General features: G+C 70.9%; 12 protein-coding genes. 2 read left to right on the top strand and 10 right to left on the bottom strand.

What is annotated here, in order from left to right; translation table 11 throughout:
- Positions 1-125: 125 nt before the first annotated feature.
- On the bottom strand, positions 126-2,024 hold the full coding sequence (locus tag ABUL08_RS07595; protein WP_350938542.1) for an AfsR/SARP family transcriptional regulator: 1,899 nt from the start codon (positions 2,022-2,024) through the stop codon (positions 126-128).
- Positions 2,025-2,412: 388 nt separating this feature from the next.
- Entirely contained in the window at positions 2,413-3,201 is a 789-nt protein-coding gene (locus tag ABUL08_RS07590) for a hypothetical protein (protein ID WP_350935860.1), read from the bottom strand.
- A gap of 354 nt (positions 3,202-3,555) precedes the next feature.
- Between ABUL08_RS07590 and ABUL08_RS07585 the strand changes: the two genes are divergently transcribed.
- Complete coding sequence (locus tag ABUL08_RS07585) at positions 3,556-3,786, top strand: phosphopantetheine-binding protein (RefSeq protein ID WP_350935857.1); 231 nt, start codon at positions 3,556-3,558, stop codon at positions 3,784-3,786.
- Positions 3,783-4,475: a response regulator transcription factor gene (locus ABUL08_RS07580; protein WP_350935855.1), complete on the top strand. Its 693-nt coding sequence runs from the start codon at positions 3,783-3,785 to the stop codon at positions 4,473-4,475. The genes ABUL08_RS07585 and ABUL08_RS07580 overlap by 4 nt, the downstream gene beginning before the upstream one ends.
- Here the strand turns inward: ABUL08_RS07580 and ABUL08_RS07575 are convergent.
- From ABUL08_RS07575 to ABUL08_RS07540, 8 genes are all read right to left on the bottom strand, one after another.
- A complete protein-coding gene (locus tag ABUL08_RS07575) occupies positions 4,426-6,264 on the bottom strand; it encodes an NB-ARC domain-containing protein (protein WP_377522600.1) in 1,839 nt (612 codons plus the stop codon). The genes ABUL08_RS07580 and ABUL08_RS07575 overlap by 50 nt on opposite strands.
- 446 nt (positions 6,265-6,710) lie before the next feature.
- Entirely contained in the window at positions 6,711-8,033 is a 1,323-nt protein-coding gene (locus tag ABUL08_RS07570; RefSeq protein ID WP_350935852.1) for an MFS transporter, read from the bottom strand.
- A gap of 17 nt (positions 8,034-8,050) precedes the next feature.
- Positions 8,051-8,629 carry a GNAT family N-acetyltransferase gene (locus ABUL08_RS07565; RefSeq protein ID WP_350935850.1) on the bottom strand — a complete coding sequence of 193 codons (579 nt, stop codon included), beginning with the start codon at positions 8,627-8,629 and terminating at the stop codon, positions 8,051-8,053.
- Between the two features lie 31 nt (positions 8,630-8,660).
- Positions 8,661-9,926 carry a cytochrome P450 gene (locus ABUL08_RS07560; protein ID WP_350935847.1) on the bottom strand — a complete coding sequence of 422 codons (1,266 nt, stop codon included), beginning with the start codon at positions 9,924-9,926 and terminating at the stop codon, positions 8,661-8,663.
- A complete protein-coding gene (locus ABUL08_RS07555) occupies positions 9,872-12,493 on the bottom strand; it encodes an acyl-CoA dehydrogenase family protein (RefSeq protein ID WP_350935846.1) in 2,622 nt (873 codons plus the stop codon). The genes ABUL08_RS07560 and ABUL08_RS07555 overlap by 55 nt, the downstream gene beginning before the upstream one ends.
- A 6-nt stretch (positions 12,494-12,499) precedes the next feature.
- The gene (locus ABUL08_RS07550) at positions 12,500-15,757 is read right to left on the bottom strand and encodes a non-ribosomal peptide synthetase (RefSeq protein ID WP_350935844.1); all 3,258 of its coding nucleotides are present in this window, start codon (positions 15,755-15,757) and stop codon (positions 12,500-12,502) included.
- A 17-nt stretch (positions 15,758-15,774) separates the two neighbouring features.
- Positions 15,775-16,929, bottom strand: a complete 1,155-nt coding sequence (locus ABUL08_RS07545) for a M20/M25/M40 family metallo-hydrolase (protein ID WP_350935842.1) — start codon at positions 16,927-16,929, stop codon at positions 15,775-15,777.
- Positions 16,926-17,804: a RimK family alpha-L-glutamate ligase gene (locus ABUL08_RS07540; protein ID WP_350935840.1), complete on the bottom strand. Its 879-nt coding sequence runs from the start codon at positions 17,802-17,804 to the stop codon at positions 16,926-16,928. The genes ABUL08_RS07545 and ABUL08_RS07540 overlap by 4 nt, the downstream gene beginning before the upstream one ends.
- Positions 17,805-17,824 lie beyond the last annotated feature (20 nt).

Here is a 17,824-nt window from a genome sequence, read left to right as displayed (position 1 = left end):
TGACGACCGGGCCGCCAACGCTCAGCGCACCGACGTACGAGGGGCTGCCCTCACCGCGGTTCCCCAGCGTCACCGACCGGCATTCCGCACGCACCAGCAGAGCCGTCGCACCTCCCGATGCCCGGTCACCCCGGATCGGGCGCGGTCTTCGACGGGGACGAGCCGAGGCGGATGCGGTCCCCGCGGATGTCGTCGCGGCTCTCGTCGGGCCGCTCCGCCGCGCGGCCGGCGTCGCCGCAGGACGACTCCTCGACCGCCAGCCGCCGGGCGAACGCCCGCAGCAGGCCCCGGAGCTGGAACACGACCTGACCGTCCTGCCGGTCGATGTCCAGAAGCCCGGCGTCCAGCAGTTCGGTGAGCGCGTCCTGCGCCTCCTGCTCGGCGACGTCCAGCAGCGGCGCGCACATCCAGCCCTGGAAGCGCAGGTCGTCCAGCCGGCTCACGCGCCGCAGGAGGCGCCGGGCCAGCGGGCTGAGCCCCTGCCAGATCTCGCTGACCATCGCCACCAGATTCAGGCCGCCGTACGACAGTTCGGTCAGCCGGCGGCGGTCGTCGCACAGGCGGACGATCAGGTCGCGTACCGGCCAGTGCGGTTGGCTCTTCAGCCGACCGGCGGCCAGCCGTAGCGCCAGCGGTTCACCGGCGCACAGGTCGGCCAGCAGGGCGATGTCGGCCGCCTCGGTGTCGACCCGCTCCTGGCCTACCGCCTTGGCGAGCAGCTCGACCGACTCCCGGGCGTCCAGCGGGCCGATGCCCAGCGTGGTCGCGCCGCCGAGCACGGCCAGCCGGGTCCGGCTGGTCAGGATCACCGAGCACGTCGGGCCGCCGGGCAGCAGCGGCGCCACCTGCTGCCCGCTGGCCGCGTCGTCGAGGACCACGAGGACCCGGCGGTCGCTGAGCAGGTTGCGGTACATGTCCGTCCGCTCCTCCAGGGTGTCGGGCACGGCGCGGCCGGGCACGCCGAGAGCACCGAGGAAGCGGGCCAGCACCCCGGCGGCGTCGGCGGGGCGGGCGGTGCCGCCGAGTCGGGCGAACAGCTGGCCGTCCGGGTACTCCCGGTCGAGGGCGTGGGCGACGTGCACGGCCAGGGTGGTCTTACCCAGCCAGGGCCGGCCGGTGACCACCACGATGGGCATCGCGCGGGACCCGGCGTCGCGCGGTCCACGCAGCGCCGTCCGGACCCGTCCGATCAGGTCCCGCCGGCCGGTGAAGTCGCCGATGTCGGCCGGCAGGAGATGGGGTACGGCCGCCCGCACCGGCACCGGACGGGACGCCCCCTCCGGCTCCAGCAGGTCGGCCCCCTCGCCGGCGAGAATCGCCCGTTCCAACCGGTGCAGCTCGACCCCGGGCTCCAGGCCGAGCTGCTCCACGAACAACTGCCGGCCGACCCGGTAGGTGTGCAGCGCCTCGGCCTGCCGTCCGCCCCGGTACAGCGCGATCATCAGCCGCGCCCGCAGCCGCTCACGGAACGGGTTCGCCGCGACCAGTTCGGCCAGCCCGCTGGTCAACTCGTGGTGCTGGCCGAGCCGCAGTCGCATGTCGACGTACTCCTCGATCACGGCCAGTCGCCGTTCGGCCAGTTGGCTGCCGATCGACTGGACGAGTTGGCTGCGTACGCCGGCCAGCGGGACAGCGCCCCGCCACAGCCGCAGGGCGTCGCGCAGCGTGTCGGCGGCGTCGTGCGGCCGGCCCTGGCCCAGCAGTCGCCGGCCGTTCGCGACCAGCTCGTTGAACTTCAGCAGATCCAGTTCGTCGTCGGCGCACTGGATCGAGTAGCCCGGCGGGCGGGTCACGATCGCATCGGGCCGACCGCCGGCGGTCACGGCTCGCCGGATGGCCGAGACGCAGATCCGGACCTGCTCCTTCGCGGTGCGTGGCGGCGTGTTGTCCCAGACGGCGTCCACGAGGCGCTCGACGGTCACCACCCGGTTGGGCTCGAGCAACAGCATGGACAGAACGGTCCGCTGCCGAGGTGGGAACGACAGATGGCCGGTCGTGCCGACAACTTCCAGCGGACCGAGCACGCGAAACCACACAAATATGCTCCCTCCCCCATATGAGGTGGCTTCGGCGCGTCCATCGCACAATTGGCGATACCGCGCTGGATAATCGGCGTACCGGCGGCACCTCAGGCTCCACGCCCACTGGGGGAATTGTTGCTCGCCGATGGATGGTTGCCCTGCATTCCGGACAGGCTGCGGACAGCTAGACCGTACTCGCAGGTCGCGCTCGCGTGTCCGACAAATCTTGCGGACAGCAATGGACGCGGCGGGAATCCTGCGGTGACCGACGCTCCTTTTGTGCGGATATCCGGTGAGCCACGGATGTGACGACGCCGGGACGAGAGTCGGGCCGCGCGATCGCCAACCGTCACATTGGTGACTGCCGGAGCGGCCCGGCCCCGGATCCGGACTACGACCGCTCTTCGCCCAGCACGCCGGCGACGACCCTCCACACGTCGGCGTCGCCCAGCAACCTTTCGCGGTCGACTCCGAACGAGATGCCGCGCGCCGGGTCCACCGGCAGCTTGTGGTCCCGCGACGACAGGAACATCGGAGTTCCCACCCGCAGATCCAGTCCACCCTGGGCGGCCAGCAGCAGGTAGGCCAGGTACGCGGCGAAGCCGTCGGTGAGTTCCCGGCGGATGGTCTCGCCCAGGGACAACCGCTCGGCGATGCCCGACATGAGCCGGCCGTACCGGTCGACCAACGCCGAGGCGACCCGCGGCAGGTCGTCCCGGCCGGTGGCGAGCAGTTCCCGCGACCACTGCCGGGCATCGTCCAGCTCGCCTTCGGCCAGATGGGCCGCGGAGGCCTGGACCGACGACACGAACTGGTCGCGGAGCGCGTCGTCGGCAACCGTGGCCGCGTCGAAGAGCAGCACCGCGGGCGGTGCCGCGCCGGCGGTCGCGCTGACCGCGTCCGCGACCCGGGTCGCCAGGGCCGTTCCGGCGCAGAAGCCCAGCACGGCCCGCACCGGGCGACCGGTCCCGAGCGCCTCGCCCACCCACTGCGCGATGTGCGCGTCCAGCGTCGAATCGGTGTGCAGGCCCGACCAGGCGATGTGGAGGAAGCACAGCTCGACGGGTGCCCCGGCGGCCAGGTCGGCGAAGCCGGCGGCGGCCCGGCCGCCCGGGAAGTCCAGGCACAGGACGAGGTCACGTCCCCGATCGCACAGCTCCCGCCACGTCGTCAACTCCACCGCCGACCCCTCCGCTCGTTCGCCAGCGCCCCAGGTAACCCGGGGACGATATCGATCGCGTATCGCCCGACGATCGCCGACGACCGTTGCGGGAGTGACCACGGTGTCCCGCCACCCGACGACGGACTTCCGTCGCGCGGGCAACCGGGCGAAACACCCGAGAACCACCAGTCCGGGGAGGGCGGGTCGATCACGTATTCCCGAACGCCGATATCTGTTGGATAGCCCACCGATACCGACACGCAGAACAACGGACAGATGGCTGATGTGTCGCAGAGAACGAACACGGCGGATCTCCCGCCTCGCGAGGGCGTCGACGACCCGACCAGCTCCCGCAGGACGACCAGAGAGGGGGTGGCCGCGCTGTTCACCGAGTTGCTCGGCCGGAAAGAGGTCGGTGTCGACGACAACTTCTTCGCCCTCGGCGGCCATTCGCTGCTCGCCGCGCGACTGGTCGCGCTGGTGCGTTCGAACTTCCAGGTGGAGATGACGCTCCTCGATCTGTTCGACGACCCGACCGTGGCCGGCATCACCACCTTCGTCGACCGGGTCTCCGGTGACCCGTCCGGAGGCGAAACGCGATGACCATCCGCGCACTCATCTGCGACGAACTGCCGGTCGTCCGGGACGGCATGCGGACGCTGCTCGACGCCGTACCGGACATCGACGTGACCGGGACGACCGACAACGGCATGGAGGCGATCATGCTGGTGCGCACCGCACGGCCCGACGTCGTGGTCACCGACCTGAACCTGCGGACCATCTCCGGCCTCGAGATGATCCGCCGACTCGGCAAGGAGGACCCGCCGCCCAACATCGTCGTGTTCACCGCGTCCGACGCCGACAAGACCGTCAGCGACGTGCTGCACGCGGGCGCGAGCTGCCTGCTCGGCAAGGACGCGAGCCCACACGAGCTGGTCACCGCGATCCGGGCGGCGGCCGCGGGTCGGGCCATGCTCGCCCCGAACGTCGCGCAGCGCCTGGTCACCTGGTTCCGCGAGCAGCCGGAGACCACGGCCTCGACGCAGTATCCGGAGGTGACCGACCTGACCCCGCGTGAGCGGGAGGTGACACGGATGGTGGCCCGGGGCATGTCCACCGAGGACGTGGCCCGTGAGCTGATCATCGGCGTGGCCACCGTGCGCACGCACCTCTACCGGGTACGCACCAAGCTCGGCGTCCGCGACCGCGCGGAGCTGGTGTCGCTGGCCTACCGTTCCGGGCTCATCCAGTCGGATGGGCGCGGCCCCGACCTTGACAAGCGGGCGAGCTGACCTCGCCGTCGAGGACGGTCCGCCGGGTGCCGCCGCGACGCTGGTGGGGCACGAGGGCACGCTCGTTGTGGGCGAGGACCCCGACCGTCCGGTCGAGCCGGACGGAGGCACCGACCAGGCGGCGGCGGGCGAGCGTCCGGGCGTCCGGGTCGTCGAGTCGCTCCGCGGCGCGCAGCGCGACCTGCCAGATGTCCAGGCGGTCGGGCCGGTGGCCGCCGTGCGCCAGGTACGCGTCCAGGCTCCAGGCCAGGTGCCAGGCGTGAGCGGCGAAGCCGGCGCCGATCGCGTGGTGCAGCACGGTGTGGAGCACGGGTCGCCGCTCGTCGAACCAGGCCATCGCCGACGACCTGTCGGTGCACCGCGGCTCGGTGGTGACGCCGGCGGCCGGCGGGGCGAGCGGCACCGGGTCCGGATCGTCGCCGGGGTCGAGGAGGGTCGCGGCGGCCCGCGCGCTGTGCACGTAATGGTCGAGCAGCCGGACCGTCGCGGCACGCCGGGCGTCCTCGGGATCAGTGTGCACGGCGAGGCCGCCGGCGTACGCACCGACCAGGCCGTGCAGCGCGTACCAGCCCGACCCCCGCTCGGTGACCAGGGCCGCCTCGCTGAGTTCGGACAGCCGACGGGTCGCCTCGGTCAGCGGGAGGGCCGCCAGACTGGCGGCCGCGGCCACGCTGACCTCCCGTGCCGGGTGCAGGCCCAGCAGCCGGAACAGCCCGGCGGCCCGCTGGGTGAGCGTCCGGTACGACCAGGAGAACGCCGCCCCGAGGTCGGTGGCCGGATCGCCGGCGAGCGCGTACGGGTCGTGGCCGCCGTCGAGCAGTCGGACAGCCAGCGCGTCCAGGGCCACGCCGGGGTGGGTCAGTGCCAGGGCGGCGACGAGCACCAGCGCCAGGGGCAGCCCTCCACACCACTCGACGACGTCGCGGACCGCGCGCGGCTCGGCGGCCACCCGGTGCGCCCCCAGGCCACGCGCCAGCAGGTCGCCGGCCGCGTCGCCGGCCAGCACATCGAGCATCACCGAGCGGGCGCCGTCGGCGGCGATCAGACCCGCCATCCGGCTCCGGCTGGTCACCAGGACCAGGCAACCCGAGCCCGCCGGCAGGAGGGGCCGCACCTGCTCGACCGCGTGGGCGTTGTCCAGCACCACCAGCATCCGGCGGTCGTAGAGCAGCGAACGGTAGAGGGCGATGCGCGCCGCCTCGGTCGCGGGAATCTGTCCGGCCGGCACGCCGAGGGCGGTCAGGAAGTCCCGCACGACCGCGTCGGGGGACATCGGCGGACCGTCCTGGTCACACCCGCGGAGGTTGACGTACAGCTGCCCGTCGGGAAAGCGACCGGCGACCTTGTGGGCCCAGTGCACGGCCAGCGCCGTCTTTCCCACCCCGGCCATGCCGCCGACGACCGCGATCGCCGCGCGGCCAGCCGGTACGTCCTGCGCGATCACCGCGTCCAACGCGGCCAGCTCGGCCGATCGGCCGCTGATGTGGGACACGGCGGGCGGCAGCTGATGCGGTACGACCAGCGGGTGCGGCTCGGGTGGAGCCGGTTCGGGGATCCGCGGTGTCTCGGCGGGCTGGATCTGCCGGTAACTGAACGCGTGCTCGACCGCCGCGTAACGGGGCCGCCAGAACTCCTCCACGCCGGTGGTCAACGACAGCTGGCCCAGCTGCCCGCGGTCGGCGCTGTACTGGCGGACGGCCTCCACCAGCCCCTTGACCACGTCCCAGTCGGGCAGCCGGCGGACCTGCCCGGACAGGATCGAGCCCAGCTGGCTCTTGCTGATGCCCACGCGGTCGGCCAGGTCACGCAGGCTGGGGCCGCCCGCTTGAAGTCGGAGTTGCCGTAGGTCCAGGCATAGTTGCTCTAGCGACTGAAGCGCCAGGTCCATGGCATCGCGGTCTCCTGTGTCCGATGCTGTAGAACGCTCGGAGCGACTGACCCACGCGATCGCCTGCGTGTGCGAACGTCGATGTCCGGCGCCTGTCCGGACATCGAATCACACGTGCGTGCCCAAGGTGAATGTTCGTACGGCTGAAGTCTTCCCACACACGGCGGGCGGTTCCGGCCTACGGGCGGAGGCCCGACCGGCACCGGGCGGGCCGCGCGGACACCGGCCGGGGGACATCCGCGGCCGGCCGCCACCCGGGCCCGGTCTCCCACCAGCGAAGGGACCGCGTGCCCCGACCGGACGGTGCTGGCCCCGAACCGTTCGGGGTCAGCACCGTCGCGCCGTCGTCAGGTCTGCGGGGTGACGACCTTGGCGTCCGCGAGCTCGTCCGGGTCGGAGTCCTTCCGGTCGGGCTCCGGCGACGACGCGGTCGTCGTCGCGTGGCCGGCCTGCTCGGCTTCGCGCAGCCCCCGGGTCGTCACCCGCGAGGCGAACACGAGTGCGGCGAGCGTCAACCCGATGCTGGCGGCGATGAACGTGGCCGACGTGCCCCGCCAGTGGGCCAGCGCCCCACCCAGCAACGCACCCAGCGGAACGACGCCGAGCACGATCAGGCGATAGGCGGCGGTGACCCGGCCCATCAGCTCGTCGGGGACCGAGGCCTGCCGCAGCGTACTGACCACGATCTGGTTCATCGCGGTCGCCACCGAGCTGCAGAACAGGAAGATCTCGACGAGGACGACACTGGTGCTGAAGCCGAACGCGGTGTAGGTGGCCGCGGGCACCAGGGCCGCGAGCCAGGTCACCGGCCCACCGCCGATCGCCCGGACCAGCTTCGACGCGATCAGCGAGCCGACGATGGAGCCCACCGCCGGCACCGCGATGAAGACGCCCCACCACGCCGGCGTGACGCCGAGCGGCCCGGTCGCCACGAGCACGATCAGACCGCCGGTGGCGGCTCCGAAACCGTTGATCGACGCGGAGATGAACGCCACCCGACGCAGCAGCTTGTGGTTCCAGAAGTAGGACCAGCCGGCCCGGATGCTCCGCGCGATGGAGCCGGGCGTGGGCCGGGAGTTGTCGACGGTGCTCGGCGTCGGCAACAGCCGGGGCAGCGTGATCAGGGCCAGCGCGGCGATCGCGAACAGCCCGGCGCCGGTGGTGAAGACCAACCACGCCGACACCGCGAAGAGCGCGGCGCCCACCGGCGGACCGACGAACGTGTTGATGGCCGACTGGGCGGCGAAGAGTCGTCCGTTCGCCCGCTCCAGGTCCTTGCGTTCGACCAGGCGCGGTGGGACGGTCAGCGCCGCATTGTCGACCATCGTCTCGGCCGCGCCGGAGAGGAACACCGCCAGGTAGAGGATGGCGATGCTGTGCAGGTGGGCGAGCAGCGCCAGGACGAGCAGACCGAACGCGACCGCACGGAACACGTTGCCGGCGACCATGATGAGGCGCCGATCGACACGGTCGGCGAGCTCACCGGACGGCAGGGTGAACAGCAGCCACGGCAGGAAGTTCGCCACGGTCATCCCGCCGATCAGCAGGGGATCCCGGGTGATCGCCACCGCGAGCAACGGCATCGCCGCCGACACCAGGCCGTCGGCCGTGTTCGACAGGCCCTGCGACAACCACAGGCGGTTGAAACTACGCCCCAAGCCCATGCCCATGCCCACTCCTCAACAGGTTATCGAAGGTCTTTGCGAATCAGCGCCCGGCGTTGCAACCTGGGCTCGACGACGGTGAATCCGCAGGCCTCGAAGGTGGTGACCCGGCCACGGAAGCTGCGCGGGTCGATCCGGGTCGTCGGGTCCCGGTCGTCCTCGGGATAGGCCTCGATCAGGTCGGCCTTCTCGTCCCGGGCCCACTCCACGGCCCGGTTGATCAGCACCTGGAGCAGGCCCCGGTGCCGCTGCTCACGCGCCAGGTAGACGCAGACGATGGACCAGATGCGCGCCGGGTCGTCCCCGGGGAGCAGCTTCGCCGCGCGGGAGGTGCGAAGCCGCGCGAAGCCCAGGCGGGGACCGACCCCGATCCAGCCCACCGGTTCCTCGTCGATCGAACCGAGGACGCCGACCCGCTCCCCCGTGGTGATCAGCTCGCCGAGGCGGTCCCGCCGCGCCGCGGAACGGCATGCGGAGTAGTCCTTCCGCTCCAGTCGGAAGTACTGACAGAAGCAGTGCTCGACGAGCCCCTTCGGGCCGAAGAACCGGTCCACCCTCGGCCAGTCGTCCGGGCCGACCACAGTTGCCACGAGGTCACTCACACGTCCTTCTCTCCGCGGCGTCAGTGCCGCCTCATCTCCAGCTGACCGAGAGCGGCAGGCTCACGACGCCGTTCAGAAAGTTCGACACGAGATGCCTGGGCTCACCAGCAAGGGAAACGGATCGGACGTTCTCGCGCCAGAGATCGAAGAATGTTTTCATCCCGACCGTGGCCACATGCTGACCGATACACCGGTGGACACCGAACCCGAACGCGGTGTGCTGGTTCGGGGATCGGTCGGGGACGAACCGGAACGGCTCCGGGAACACCTCTTCGTCGCGATTCGCCGAGCCGAGCCACGCGGTGACCAACGACCCGGCCGGGACCTCGGTTCCGGCGAGCGTCACGTCCACGCTGGTACGCCGCAGCACGTGGTTGATCGGGCTGGCCCACCGCAGTGCCTCGTCGATGAACTTCTGGTCCGTACGGTCCTGGCGGGTGAACCACGACCACAGGTCGTCGTCGCCGGCCAGCAGGATCAACATCTGGTTGACCGTCTGCGGGATGGTCGGATTCGCGCCCATCAGGAACGCGTAGGCGTTCAGCAACGCGACGTCCCGGCCCGGGTCGTCGACCACGTCGGCGGTCTGCGGACAGCGGCCGATCACGGAGTCACCCGCCGGAGCGTCCGCCAGGACGTCCCCGAGCACGGTCATGATCGTCGTGTGGGCTTCGAAGAGGTTGAGACGACGCTGGTAGTCCGACTCGTCGGCGTCCGTTCCGCCCATCGCGCGCACGGTCGCCCGGCCGGTGACCGGCCACTCACTCGTGGGAATGCCCATCAGCGCGCCGGTGACCGTCATCGGCAGGGTGACCATGTCCGCACAGAAGTCGAACGATTCACGGCCCCGGATGGTGTCGAACAACTCTCGCATGCGCTCTTCGATCCCCTGCGCGAGCCGCTGCGTCGCCGGCACCGTCATCAGCGGGGTGAAGATCCGCTTGAGTTCGGAGTGGACCGGCGGGTCGGTGAGGTGGATCGCCGCCCCGGCCGCGACGTCCCCGTCGCCGCGCACGCTGAGCATCGTGCTGTACGCCGACGAGAACGCCGTGTGGTTGCTCAGCACCTCCCGGACGTCGGCGTGCCGCATCGCCGCGAAGAACTCCTGACCGTCGGGGGTGACCTGACGGTGGAGTCCGCCGCGCGCGCGCATCTCCCGCCACACCGCGTGCATGCCCTGGTCCGAATACCGCGACTCGTCGTAGAGTTCCGACGACCCGCGAGCGTCGAGATCGACTCGCATCAGCACTTCTCCTCGCCTGACAGGGGGTCGAGCAGCCCGATGTTCTCCGCGCACCGCATGTAGAAGCGCGACGCGACCGACCACTCCGTGATGCCTCGGGCGCCCATGACCTGCATCGCGGCGCGTACGAGGCGGACCATCGCGTCCTGCTGGACCAGCTCGAACCGCCGGAGCGCACCCTGGTCCGGCTGCGTCGCGGTGTTCGCGATCTCGTGCAGGCGGGTGCCCACCGCGTACATCTCGGCGTAGGAGCGCACGAGCGGGAACATCAACGCGTCGAGGTCGACCAGGCGCCGACCGAACTGTTCGCGGCCGGACGCGTACTCCCAGGCCGTGCGGAACAGCCCGACGCCCAGGCCCAGCACGTACGCCGCGTGGCGTACGCGGTCCTCACCGGACCCGGTCGGACCGGGTCGGTAGGCGTTCTCGTAACCGAGGTACCCGAGGCTCAGGGTGATCGCGCACCCGGCGGTGAGTCCGAGCCCGAGACCGCCCTCGTCCTCGGGGCGCTCCACACGGTCGAACCCCAGCTCGGCCAGCGTCTCCGCGAGCGCCGTGCGGCGGGTCGGCGAAGAGGCGAACAAGGGCTGTGCCCGGACGCCGGCGCCGACCGGTTCGAGGACCTCCACCAGGGTGTCGACCAGCTCCGCCCCGAAGCGTCGGGGAATGTCCCGACAGCGGCGGGAGTACTCCTCGCCGAGGTCCACCTTGATGGTGGAGAGCATGATCTCCGACGAGCCGGCCGACAGCGTGAGCCCGGGCGACTCGGTGAGTCCGGAATAGAGCTCCTCGCGGACCAGCTCGTCAAGATCGGTCCGGTCCGCGAGCGTACGCCAGCGGCGCAGCACCTCGTGCCCGACCTGCTGGCAGGTCTCACTCGTGTACAGCTTGGCCACGGCGGTGTCGGTCGCCGCGACATCGGGGCGCAGGAACACCTCGGTCGCCGCGCGGGCCACCGTCGTGGCGCACTCGACCTGCCCCTCGAGCAGCGGGAGGTCGTCGGGTCGGCCGGTCGCCGTACGGAGCGCGGTCAGCCATCGGGCCGCCCGGACCACATGGTCGATGCCGGTGCGTTCGATGGCCAGGGCGCCGTCGAGCAGCCCCCACCCGCGGCCGTCCGCACCGATCCGGCGCCAGCTCTCGACCTCGACGTCGCGCAGCGTCACCCGACACATGCGCTCGGGCTGGATCGTGTCGACCAGCTCGACGGTCACGCCGGGTGCGGCCAGGTCGACGACGAAGAGGGTGATGCCGTCGTACTTGTTGCCGTCCGCCCCGGTACGGGCGGCCACCAGCGCCGAACCCGAGATGTCGCTGTAGATGCTGAACACCTTGACGCCGTTGACGACGTACCGATCGCCGCGGCGCTCGGCCCGGGTGCGGAGCGCGGCGAGGTCGCTGCCCGCGCCCGGCTCGCTGTAGAGCACGGTGGCGAACTCCTCGCCCCGGCTGATGCGCGGAAGCAGTTCGCGCTTCAGCCGGTCGGAGCCGGACTTGAGCACGAAGTAGCCGACGATCTGCACGGTGAGCGCGTACACGAGGTCGGGCAGACCGGTCGCGATGAACCGCTCGAACAGCTCGACGCTCACCCGCGTCGACGTCCCCGAGCCGCCGAACTCGCGCGGCCAGTCCGGGGTGAGCAGACCGCGTCGGCCGAGTTCCCGGTACGCCTCGGCGATGGCCTTCCCGTCCATCCGCCGGGACCGGATCACCAGGTCGCGCCACCGGGCCGTGTCGGTCAGCTCGGCCAGCGACGCGAACAGATCGGGCGCGGCGTTCCCGTCGTCCGTGCCCGTGCCCGTGCCCGTGCCCGTCTCTGCGACGGTGCCCGCGGCCGGAAGACCGTATCGGATGATCTTTTCGATGGCGGCCAGGTTCTCGGGACCGTTGAGCAGGTCGTAGTGTCCGCCGGGCAGCTCCTGGAAGTCGACGTCGCCCGTGGTCATCTCGCGCCAGTCCGACCTCGAGGACTGTGTGGCGCGGATCGAGACGATGTCGAGATCGCCGGGCGTGGGCGACCAGGTGCCGATGATGCGGGAGTTGTGCACGAAGATCTCGAAGCGCTCCGAGAACGTCTCCATGTCCATGCCCAGGGCCTCGGCGGCCGCCGCCGGCGAGTCGACCAGCCACTCGCCGTTCTGTCCGCCCGACCTCAGCGCGTCGCCGACGAACTCCTGCAGCTGCTCGCTCGGCCTGGGCTCCTTGTACGCCCGGAACGGCCACGTCGAGTCGAGCAGGACCACCTTCGGGCGGACTCCCCGGCGCGCCAGCAGGCAGCCGATCTCCCAGGCGAGACCGCCGCCGAACGACCAGCCGCACACCACGTCGATGTCCGGACACCGATCGCCGAAGCTCGCCACATACCGTCGCGCGAGTTCCTGCATGGACGGGGCCGGCTCCCCGTCGACGAGGACCTCCAGCGACGCCTCCAGCCCGACGCACCGGTGGTCCAGGAGTCGGCGCACCAGCGGCTGGAGCGCGAGGAGGCTGCCACCGACCGGATGCGCGAACAGGAGGACCCGCTCGGCGTGTGCCGGCCTGCTCATCTCGACCAGGCCCGGTACGCCGGTCGCCGTCGACCTCGCACCGAGGTACGTGCTGAGGCGTTTTCCGTAGTCCATGCCGGCCTACTCGCTGGCCAGGAGTCGGGCGACGTCTTCTTCGCTCATCTGCTCGATGGCCCGCTCGAGCTCCTCGGGCGACAGGCTGGCCAGCCGGGCCCGTTCGACCTCCAGGGCCATGCTCTGCACGCTCGAGTCGTTGAAGAACACCACCAGGGAGATCGTCGTGGAGAAGAGTTTCTTGATCTTGGACATCAGCTGGACGGCTTGGAGGCTCGTCCCGCCCAGGTCGAAGAAGCTGGCCGTCTTGGAGAAGTCGACCCGGCCCAGGATCGGCCCGAACGCCTCGGTGAGCATCGTGCGTTCGATGTCGCTGAGCTGCTCCACGGGCCTGGACTCGACGACGCCGTCGAAGCCGGCGGCGGGCAGCGCCCGCTCGTCGATCTTCCCGCTCGCATTGATCGGCAGCTCGTCCATGATCACGAAGCTGCTCGGCCGCATCGTGGACACGAGGCGCTTGCGGCAGTGTTCCCGCAGCACCGCCTCGGAGACGGTGCCCCCCGCCCCGGTCGCGCAGTACGCCACGACCCGCTTCTGAGCCCCGTCCGGCCGGACCTGTACGTACACGTTCCTGATCCCGTCGGCGGCGCGGATCACGCTCTCGATCTCGCCGATCTCGATCCGTACGCCATTGATCTTGACCTGTCGGTCGCGCCGCCCGACGTACACGAGTTCGTCGCTGCCGTTGAGCCGCGCCAGGTCGCCGGAGAGATAGACCCGGGCCGTCGGATCGGGGCCGATCGGGTCCAGGATGAACTTCTTTTGGTTGTCCTCGTCCCGGCGCCAGTAGCCCGACGTCAGTCCGACGCCGCCGAGCGCCAGCTGTCCGATGACCCCCTGCGGCACCGGTCGGTGCTGGTCGTCCAGCACGTACGCCGTGTGGTTGTCCATCGGTCCGCCCATGGGCAGGGCGCCCGGTGCCAGCGGCTCCCGCAGCTCCTTCACGACGCTGGTGACGGTGCACTCGGTCACGCCGTACCCGTTGAAGATCCGGCGGCCCCTGCCCCACGCCCGGACGAGTTCGTGGGAGAACGCCTCGCCGCCGACGAACACGATGCGCAGGTCGTGCAGCGGTGCCGGATCGAGCAGCTTCATCACCGACGGCGGCAGGTCCGTCACGGTGATCCGGCGCTCCTGAAGGAACTGCTGGACATCCGGCATGCTCAGCCGTTGGGCGGACGGCACGAGGTGGAGCGACGCGCCGCTCAGCAACGCACCGAACATCTCGAAGATCGAGACGTCGAACCCGCAGGAGGCGTAGCCGAGGACCCGGTCCGCGGGCGACAGCTCGAACAGCGTCCGCACGTTGCGGATGAAGCCGAGGATGTTGTCGTGGCTGATGAGCACGCCCTTGGGCGTCCCCGTGCTGCCCGAGGTGTACATCAGGTAGGCGACCGTGTCCTCGCCGCGGGCCACCTCCGGCCGGTCGGCCGGAGGGTCGGAGTCGGCCGGCAACCGCCACTCCAGCGCCGGTGAGATCCCGGCCGTGGTCTCGTCGCAGAGCACACCCGACAGGTCGGCGTCGGCGATGATCGCCTCGATCCGGCCGCGTGGGTTCATCGCGTCGATCGGGACGTAGACCGCCCCCAGTGACATGAGGGCCAGCACGGCCGCCGGGAAGTCGGGCGACGGTTCGAGCGCGACACCCACCCGGCTGCCGGCGCCGACCCCGGCCGCGCTCAGGTGGGCGCGCAGCAGGTCGACCCGGCGCAGGAGCTGTCCGTAGCTGAGCTGCCCGGTGGGCGTGCTGACCGCCACCCGGTGCTCGTGCTCCTCGACCACGTCGCGGAAGTGCGCGTAGACGTTGCCGGTGGGCACCGGCGCCCGGGTACCGACGCCGAGGCGGGCCTGCAGCTCGCGGGACTCCTCGTCGGAGTCCCAGAGCCGCTGCATGCTGACGTCCGGCGCGGCCAGCGCCCGGCGCAGGAACCCGACGAAGACCCGCTGCATGGTCTGGATCGTCGCCAGGTCGAAGATGTCGGTGTTGTACACCGTGTTGACGTCCAGGTCCTCGTCGGCCTGGTTGAGCGTCCACTGCTGGAAGAACTTCGCGCGCGTCGTCTCGGGCAGGATGCCGGTCAGGGAGACGCCGTCGAGGAGCTGGAGCTGATCGGTCCACTCGTTGATGGTCAACGTGTACTGGAGCAGCGTCGACCGCGAGGAGTCCCGCTGGACGTTCGTGTGCGCGACGATCTCCTCGAGCGGCAGGTAGCCGTGCGCCTGGGCGCCGCGCAGCCGCTGCTGGACCCGCGCCAGGCATTCCTGGAACGTCTCGTCCGGTGCGACCTGGCAGCGCAGCGGCATCATGTTGATGAAGAAGCCGATGGTCCGCTCGGTCTCGATCTCGCCGCGGTTCGCGTTGGGCATCCCGAAGATGACGTCCTCGGATCCCGAGTAGCGGTGGTACACGCAGGCCATGGCCGTCGCGTACACCGTCGCCGGCGTGGTCGACAAGGCCAGGGCGAGGCGCTTGACGTCGGCCGCGACCCCCTTCCAGCCGCTCGTCTCCGAACTGCCGGCGTACGTCGCGTCGGGCGGCAGCGGACGATCGCCGGGAATGTCCATGACCTCGACGTCGCGCAGCGTCTCCGTCCAGTAGTCGACGCTGGCCTGCCACGCCCCGTCCTGCAGGCGCTTGCGCTGCCACGCGCTGAAGTCGGCGAACTGGACGGCCGGCGGCTCGATCTCCGGCACGACACCGACCCGCCGGGCGTTGTACTCCCGCACCAGCTCGTCGAAGAAGACGGCCGACGACACGCCGTCGAAGATGATGTGGTGGAAGACCACGCTGAGGAAGTGCAGGTCATCACGCACGGTGACCAGATCGAACTTCCACAGCGGAAACGTCGTCAACGTGAAGCGGGTCTCGGCGAGGTCGGCGAGGATCGCGTTCGCTTCGGTCTCGGAGTCCGCGCGTGACCGCCCGACGACGACCTCCGGATCCTCGACGATCCCCTGGAAGTACTGGTCGTTCTCGACGAGGACGTAGGTCCGCAGCGCCTCGTGGCGCGCGACGATGCTGGCGAGAGAGGCGGCGAGGGCGTCGGCGTTCAGCTCGCCGTCGAGCCGGAACGCGAACGCGACGTTGTACGTCGTCTCCCCCGGCTGCAGCTGGTCCACGAACCACAACGTGTTCTGCGAATAGGACAGCGGCACGTTGGTGCGGTCCTGTCGAGGCCGCGGCCCGCCGGTGACCCTCGCACGCGCGTTGGCCAGCATCGCGGCGAGCGACTGCTTCTTGCTGCCGGCGACACTCTCCGGCACTGATCTCACGTCTGAAGTCACGCGAAGGTCCCCTTCAGGTTGGTCGCATCGAACATCGGAGAGTCCTCTCGGGAACCGGTGTGCTGGTCGCCGCCCGACCGGACGGGCAGCTGCGCCAGCTCCGAGATGGCGACGGACAGCACGTCGATGCCACGCAGGTAGTCCGACAACACGATGTGCTCGGTGTCGGCGTGGTCGAGCCGACTGTCGCCGGGGCCGTACGTGGCCATCGGGATGTCCCAGACCTCGGCGAGGGTGTTCATGTCCGAGGTGGCGGTCTTCACCAGGAACCGCGGCTGGCCGTGCAACCGCCGGATGCCGGACACCAGCGCGCGCGCCACCGGCGTGGACCGGTTCGTCCGGCACGCCGCGACCGCGTTCAGCACCTCGATGTCGCCGGCCGGCAGGCGGTCACGCAGGTCCCGGACCAGCGCCTCGGCGTCGTGCCCCGGTGGGGTGCGGATGCTGAGGTCCACGCTCGCCGCGGTCAGGTCCGCGTTGATCTGGCAGAGCGTCGCGCCCGGCCGGTCGAACACGCCGAGGCTCGCGTCCGGTCCGAGCAGGTCGACCAGCGCGGTCCAGCAGGCGACCGCCAGGTCGGAGGCTTTCGGCGCCGGGTTGCTCGGGTGCGTGGACGGAAGCCGGACCGTGTAGCGCAGGTCGAGCTTGCCCTTGTAGCCGAGCACCACGCTCGACCAGCCGCTCGGTTCGCCGACGATCAGCGCGTCCGGCTGTTCGTGGGTGACCCTGATCGCCATCGCCCCGCGCGAGCACGGGGTCTCCTCCTCCACGACGCCGACCACCACGAGCCGGCCGGGGAAGTCCACCGCGCTGGCCGCAGCACAGATCATCGCCGCGAGGGGCCCCTTCGCGTCGACCGCGCCCCGGCCGTAGAGCTTGCCGTCCTCGGAGTGGACCGGGATCTCGCCCGGGATGGTGTCGAGGTGTCCCAGCAGCATCAGGGTCGGTCCGTCGCCGCGTTCGATCACGCCGATGACGTTGCCGACCGCGTCGATGTGCGACCGGAAACCCAGGACCGCCATGGCGTCGGCCAGGAAGTCCGCCAGCGCGCGCTCCTGGTAGGAGGGAGACGGGACCTCCAGCATCCCGCGCAGCAGGCCCACGGCGTACGTCTCGGTGACCGTGCCGGACGAGGTGAATGCGAAGTTCATCGAGGCTCTCGCTCCAGTAGGTGTTCCACGATGCGGTCCGCGACGTCGACGCGGTCGCCGAGCGCGGCCTGGAAGCCGGAGAACTCGACCCGGTGGTTGACCTCAAGGACCAGCAGCCGGCCGGCGCTGTCCTCGATCAGGTCGACGCCGGCGATGTCGGCGCCGACCGCGGCGGCGGCGTCGGTCGACAGCTTGGTGATCTCCGGTGAGGGCTCGCACGGCCGGGTCCGCCCGCCGAGCGCCACGTTGGTGCGCCACACCTCGCCGACCCGGTAGACGGCGCCCAGCAGCTCACCGCCGACCATGATCGCCCGGATGTCCCGGCCCGGCTTGTCGACCAGCTCCTGCACGTACCCGAGGTGTGACTGGGGGCCAGGCAGCGCCCCGACGTATTCGAACACGCCTTCCGCGGCCACCCGGTCGGGTAGCCGGACCACGAGCCGGCCCCAGGACCCGACCAGCGGTTTGACCAGCGCCGGGTAGCCGATGGCGTCCAGCGCGTCGAGCGCGGCCTCGGGGGTGAGGCCGAGCGCGGTGCGGGGCACCGGCAACCCGGCCGCCTGCAACGCCATGGTGGTACGCCACTTGTCCCCGCACACCGCCGTCGCGTCGGCGCTGTTGACCACGTCGACGCCGGCCGCGGCGAGGCAGCGGGCCGCGTACTCGGCCCGGACCTGGCCGATCTCCCGGTTCAGCACGAGCCGCCAGGGCAGGTCGCGCTGCCCAGCCGCGAACCAACGCCGCCGCGTGTCGACCTGGTCGAAGGCGACACCGCGCCGGTCGAGCGCCTCGAACAGCCGCTTCTCGTCCGCGCCGACCCGGCTGGCCAACACGGCGATCCGGCCGTCGTCGGGGCGCGCTGGTATCAATGGCACCATGACCTCCGTAAATGGAC

It is taken from the genome of Micromonospora sp. CCTCC AA 2012012, assembly GCF_040499845.1.
GTDB classification, from domain to species: Bacteria; Actinomycetota; Actinomycetes; order Mycobacteriales; family Micromonosporaceae; genus Micromonospora; species Micromonospora mangrovi.
This window is presented reverse-complemented; position numbering and strand designations above follow the sequence as displayed.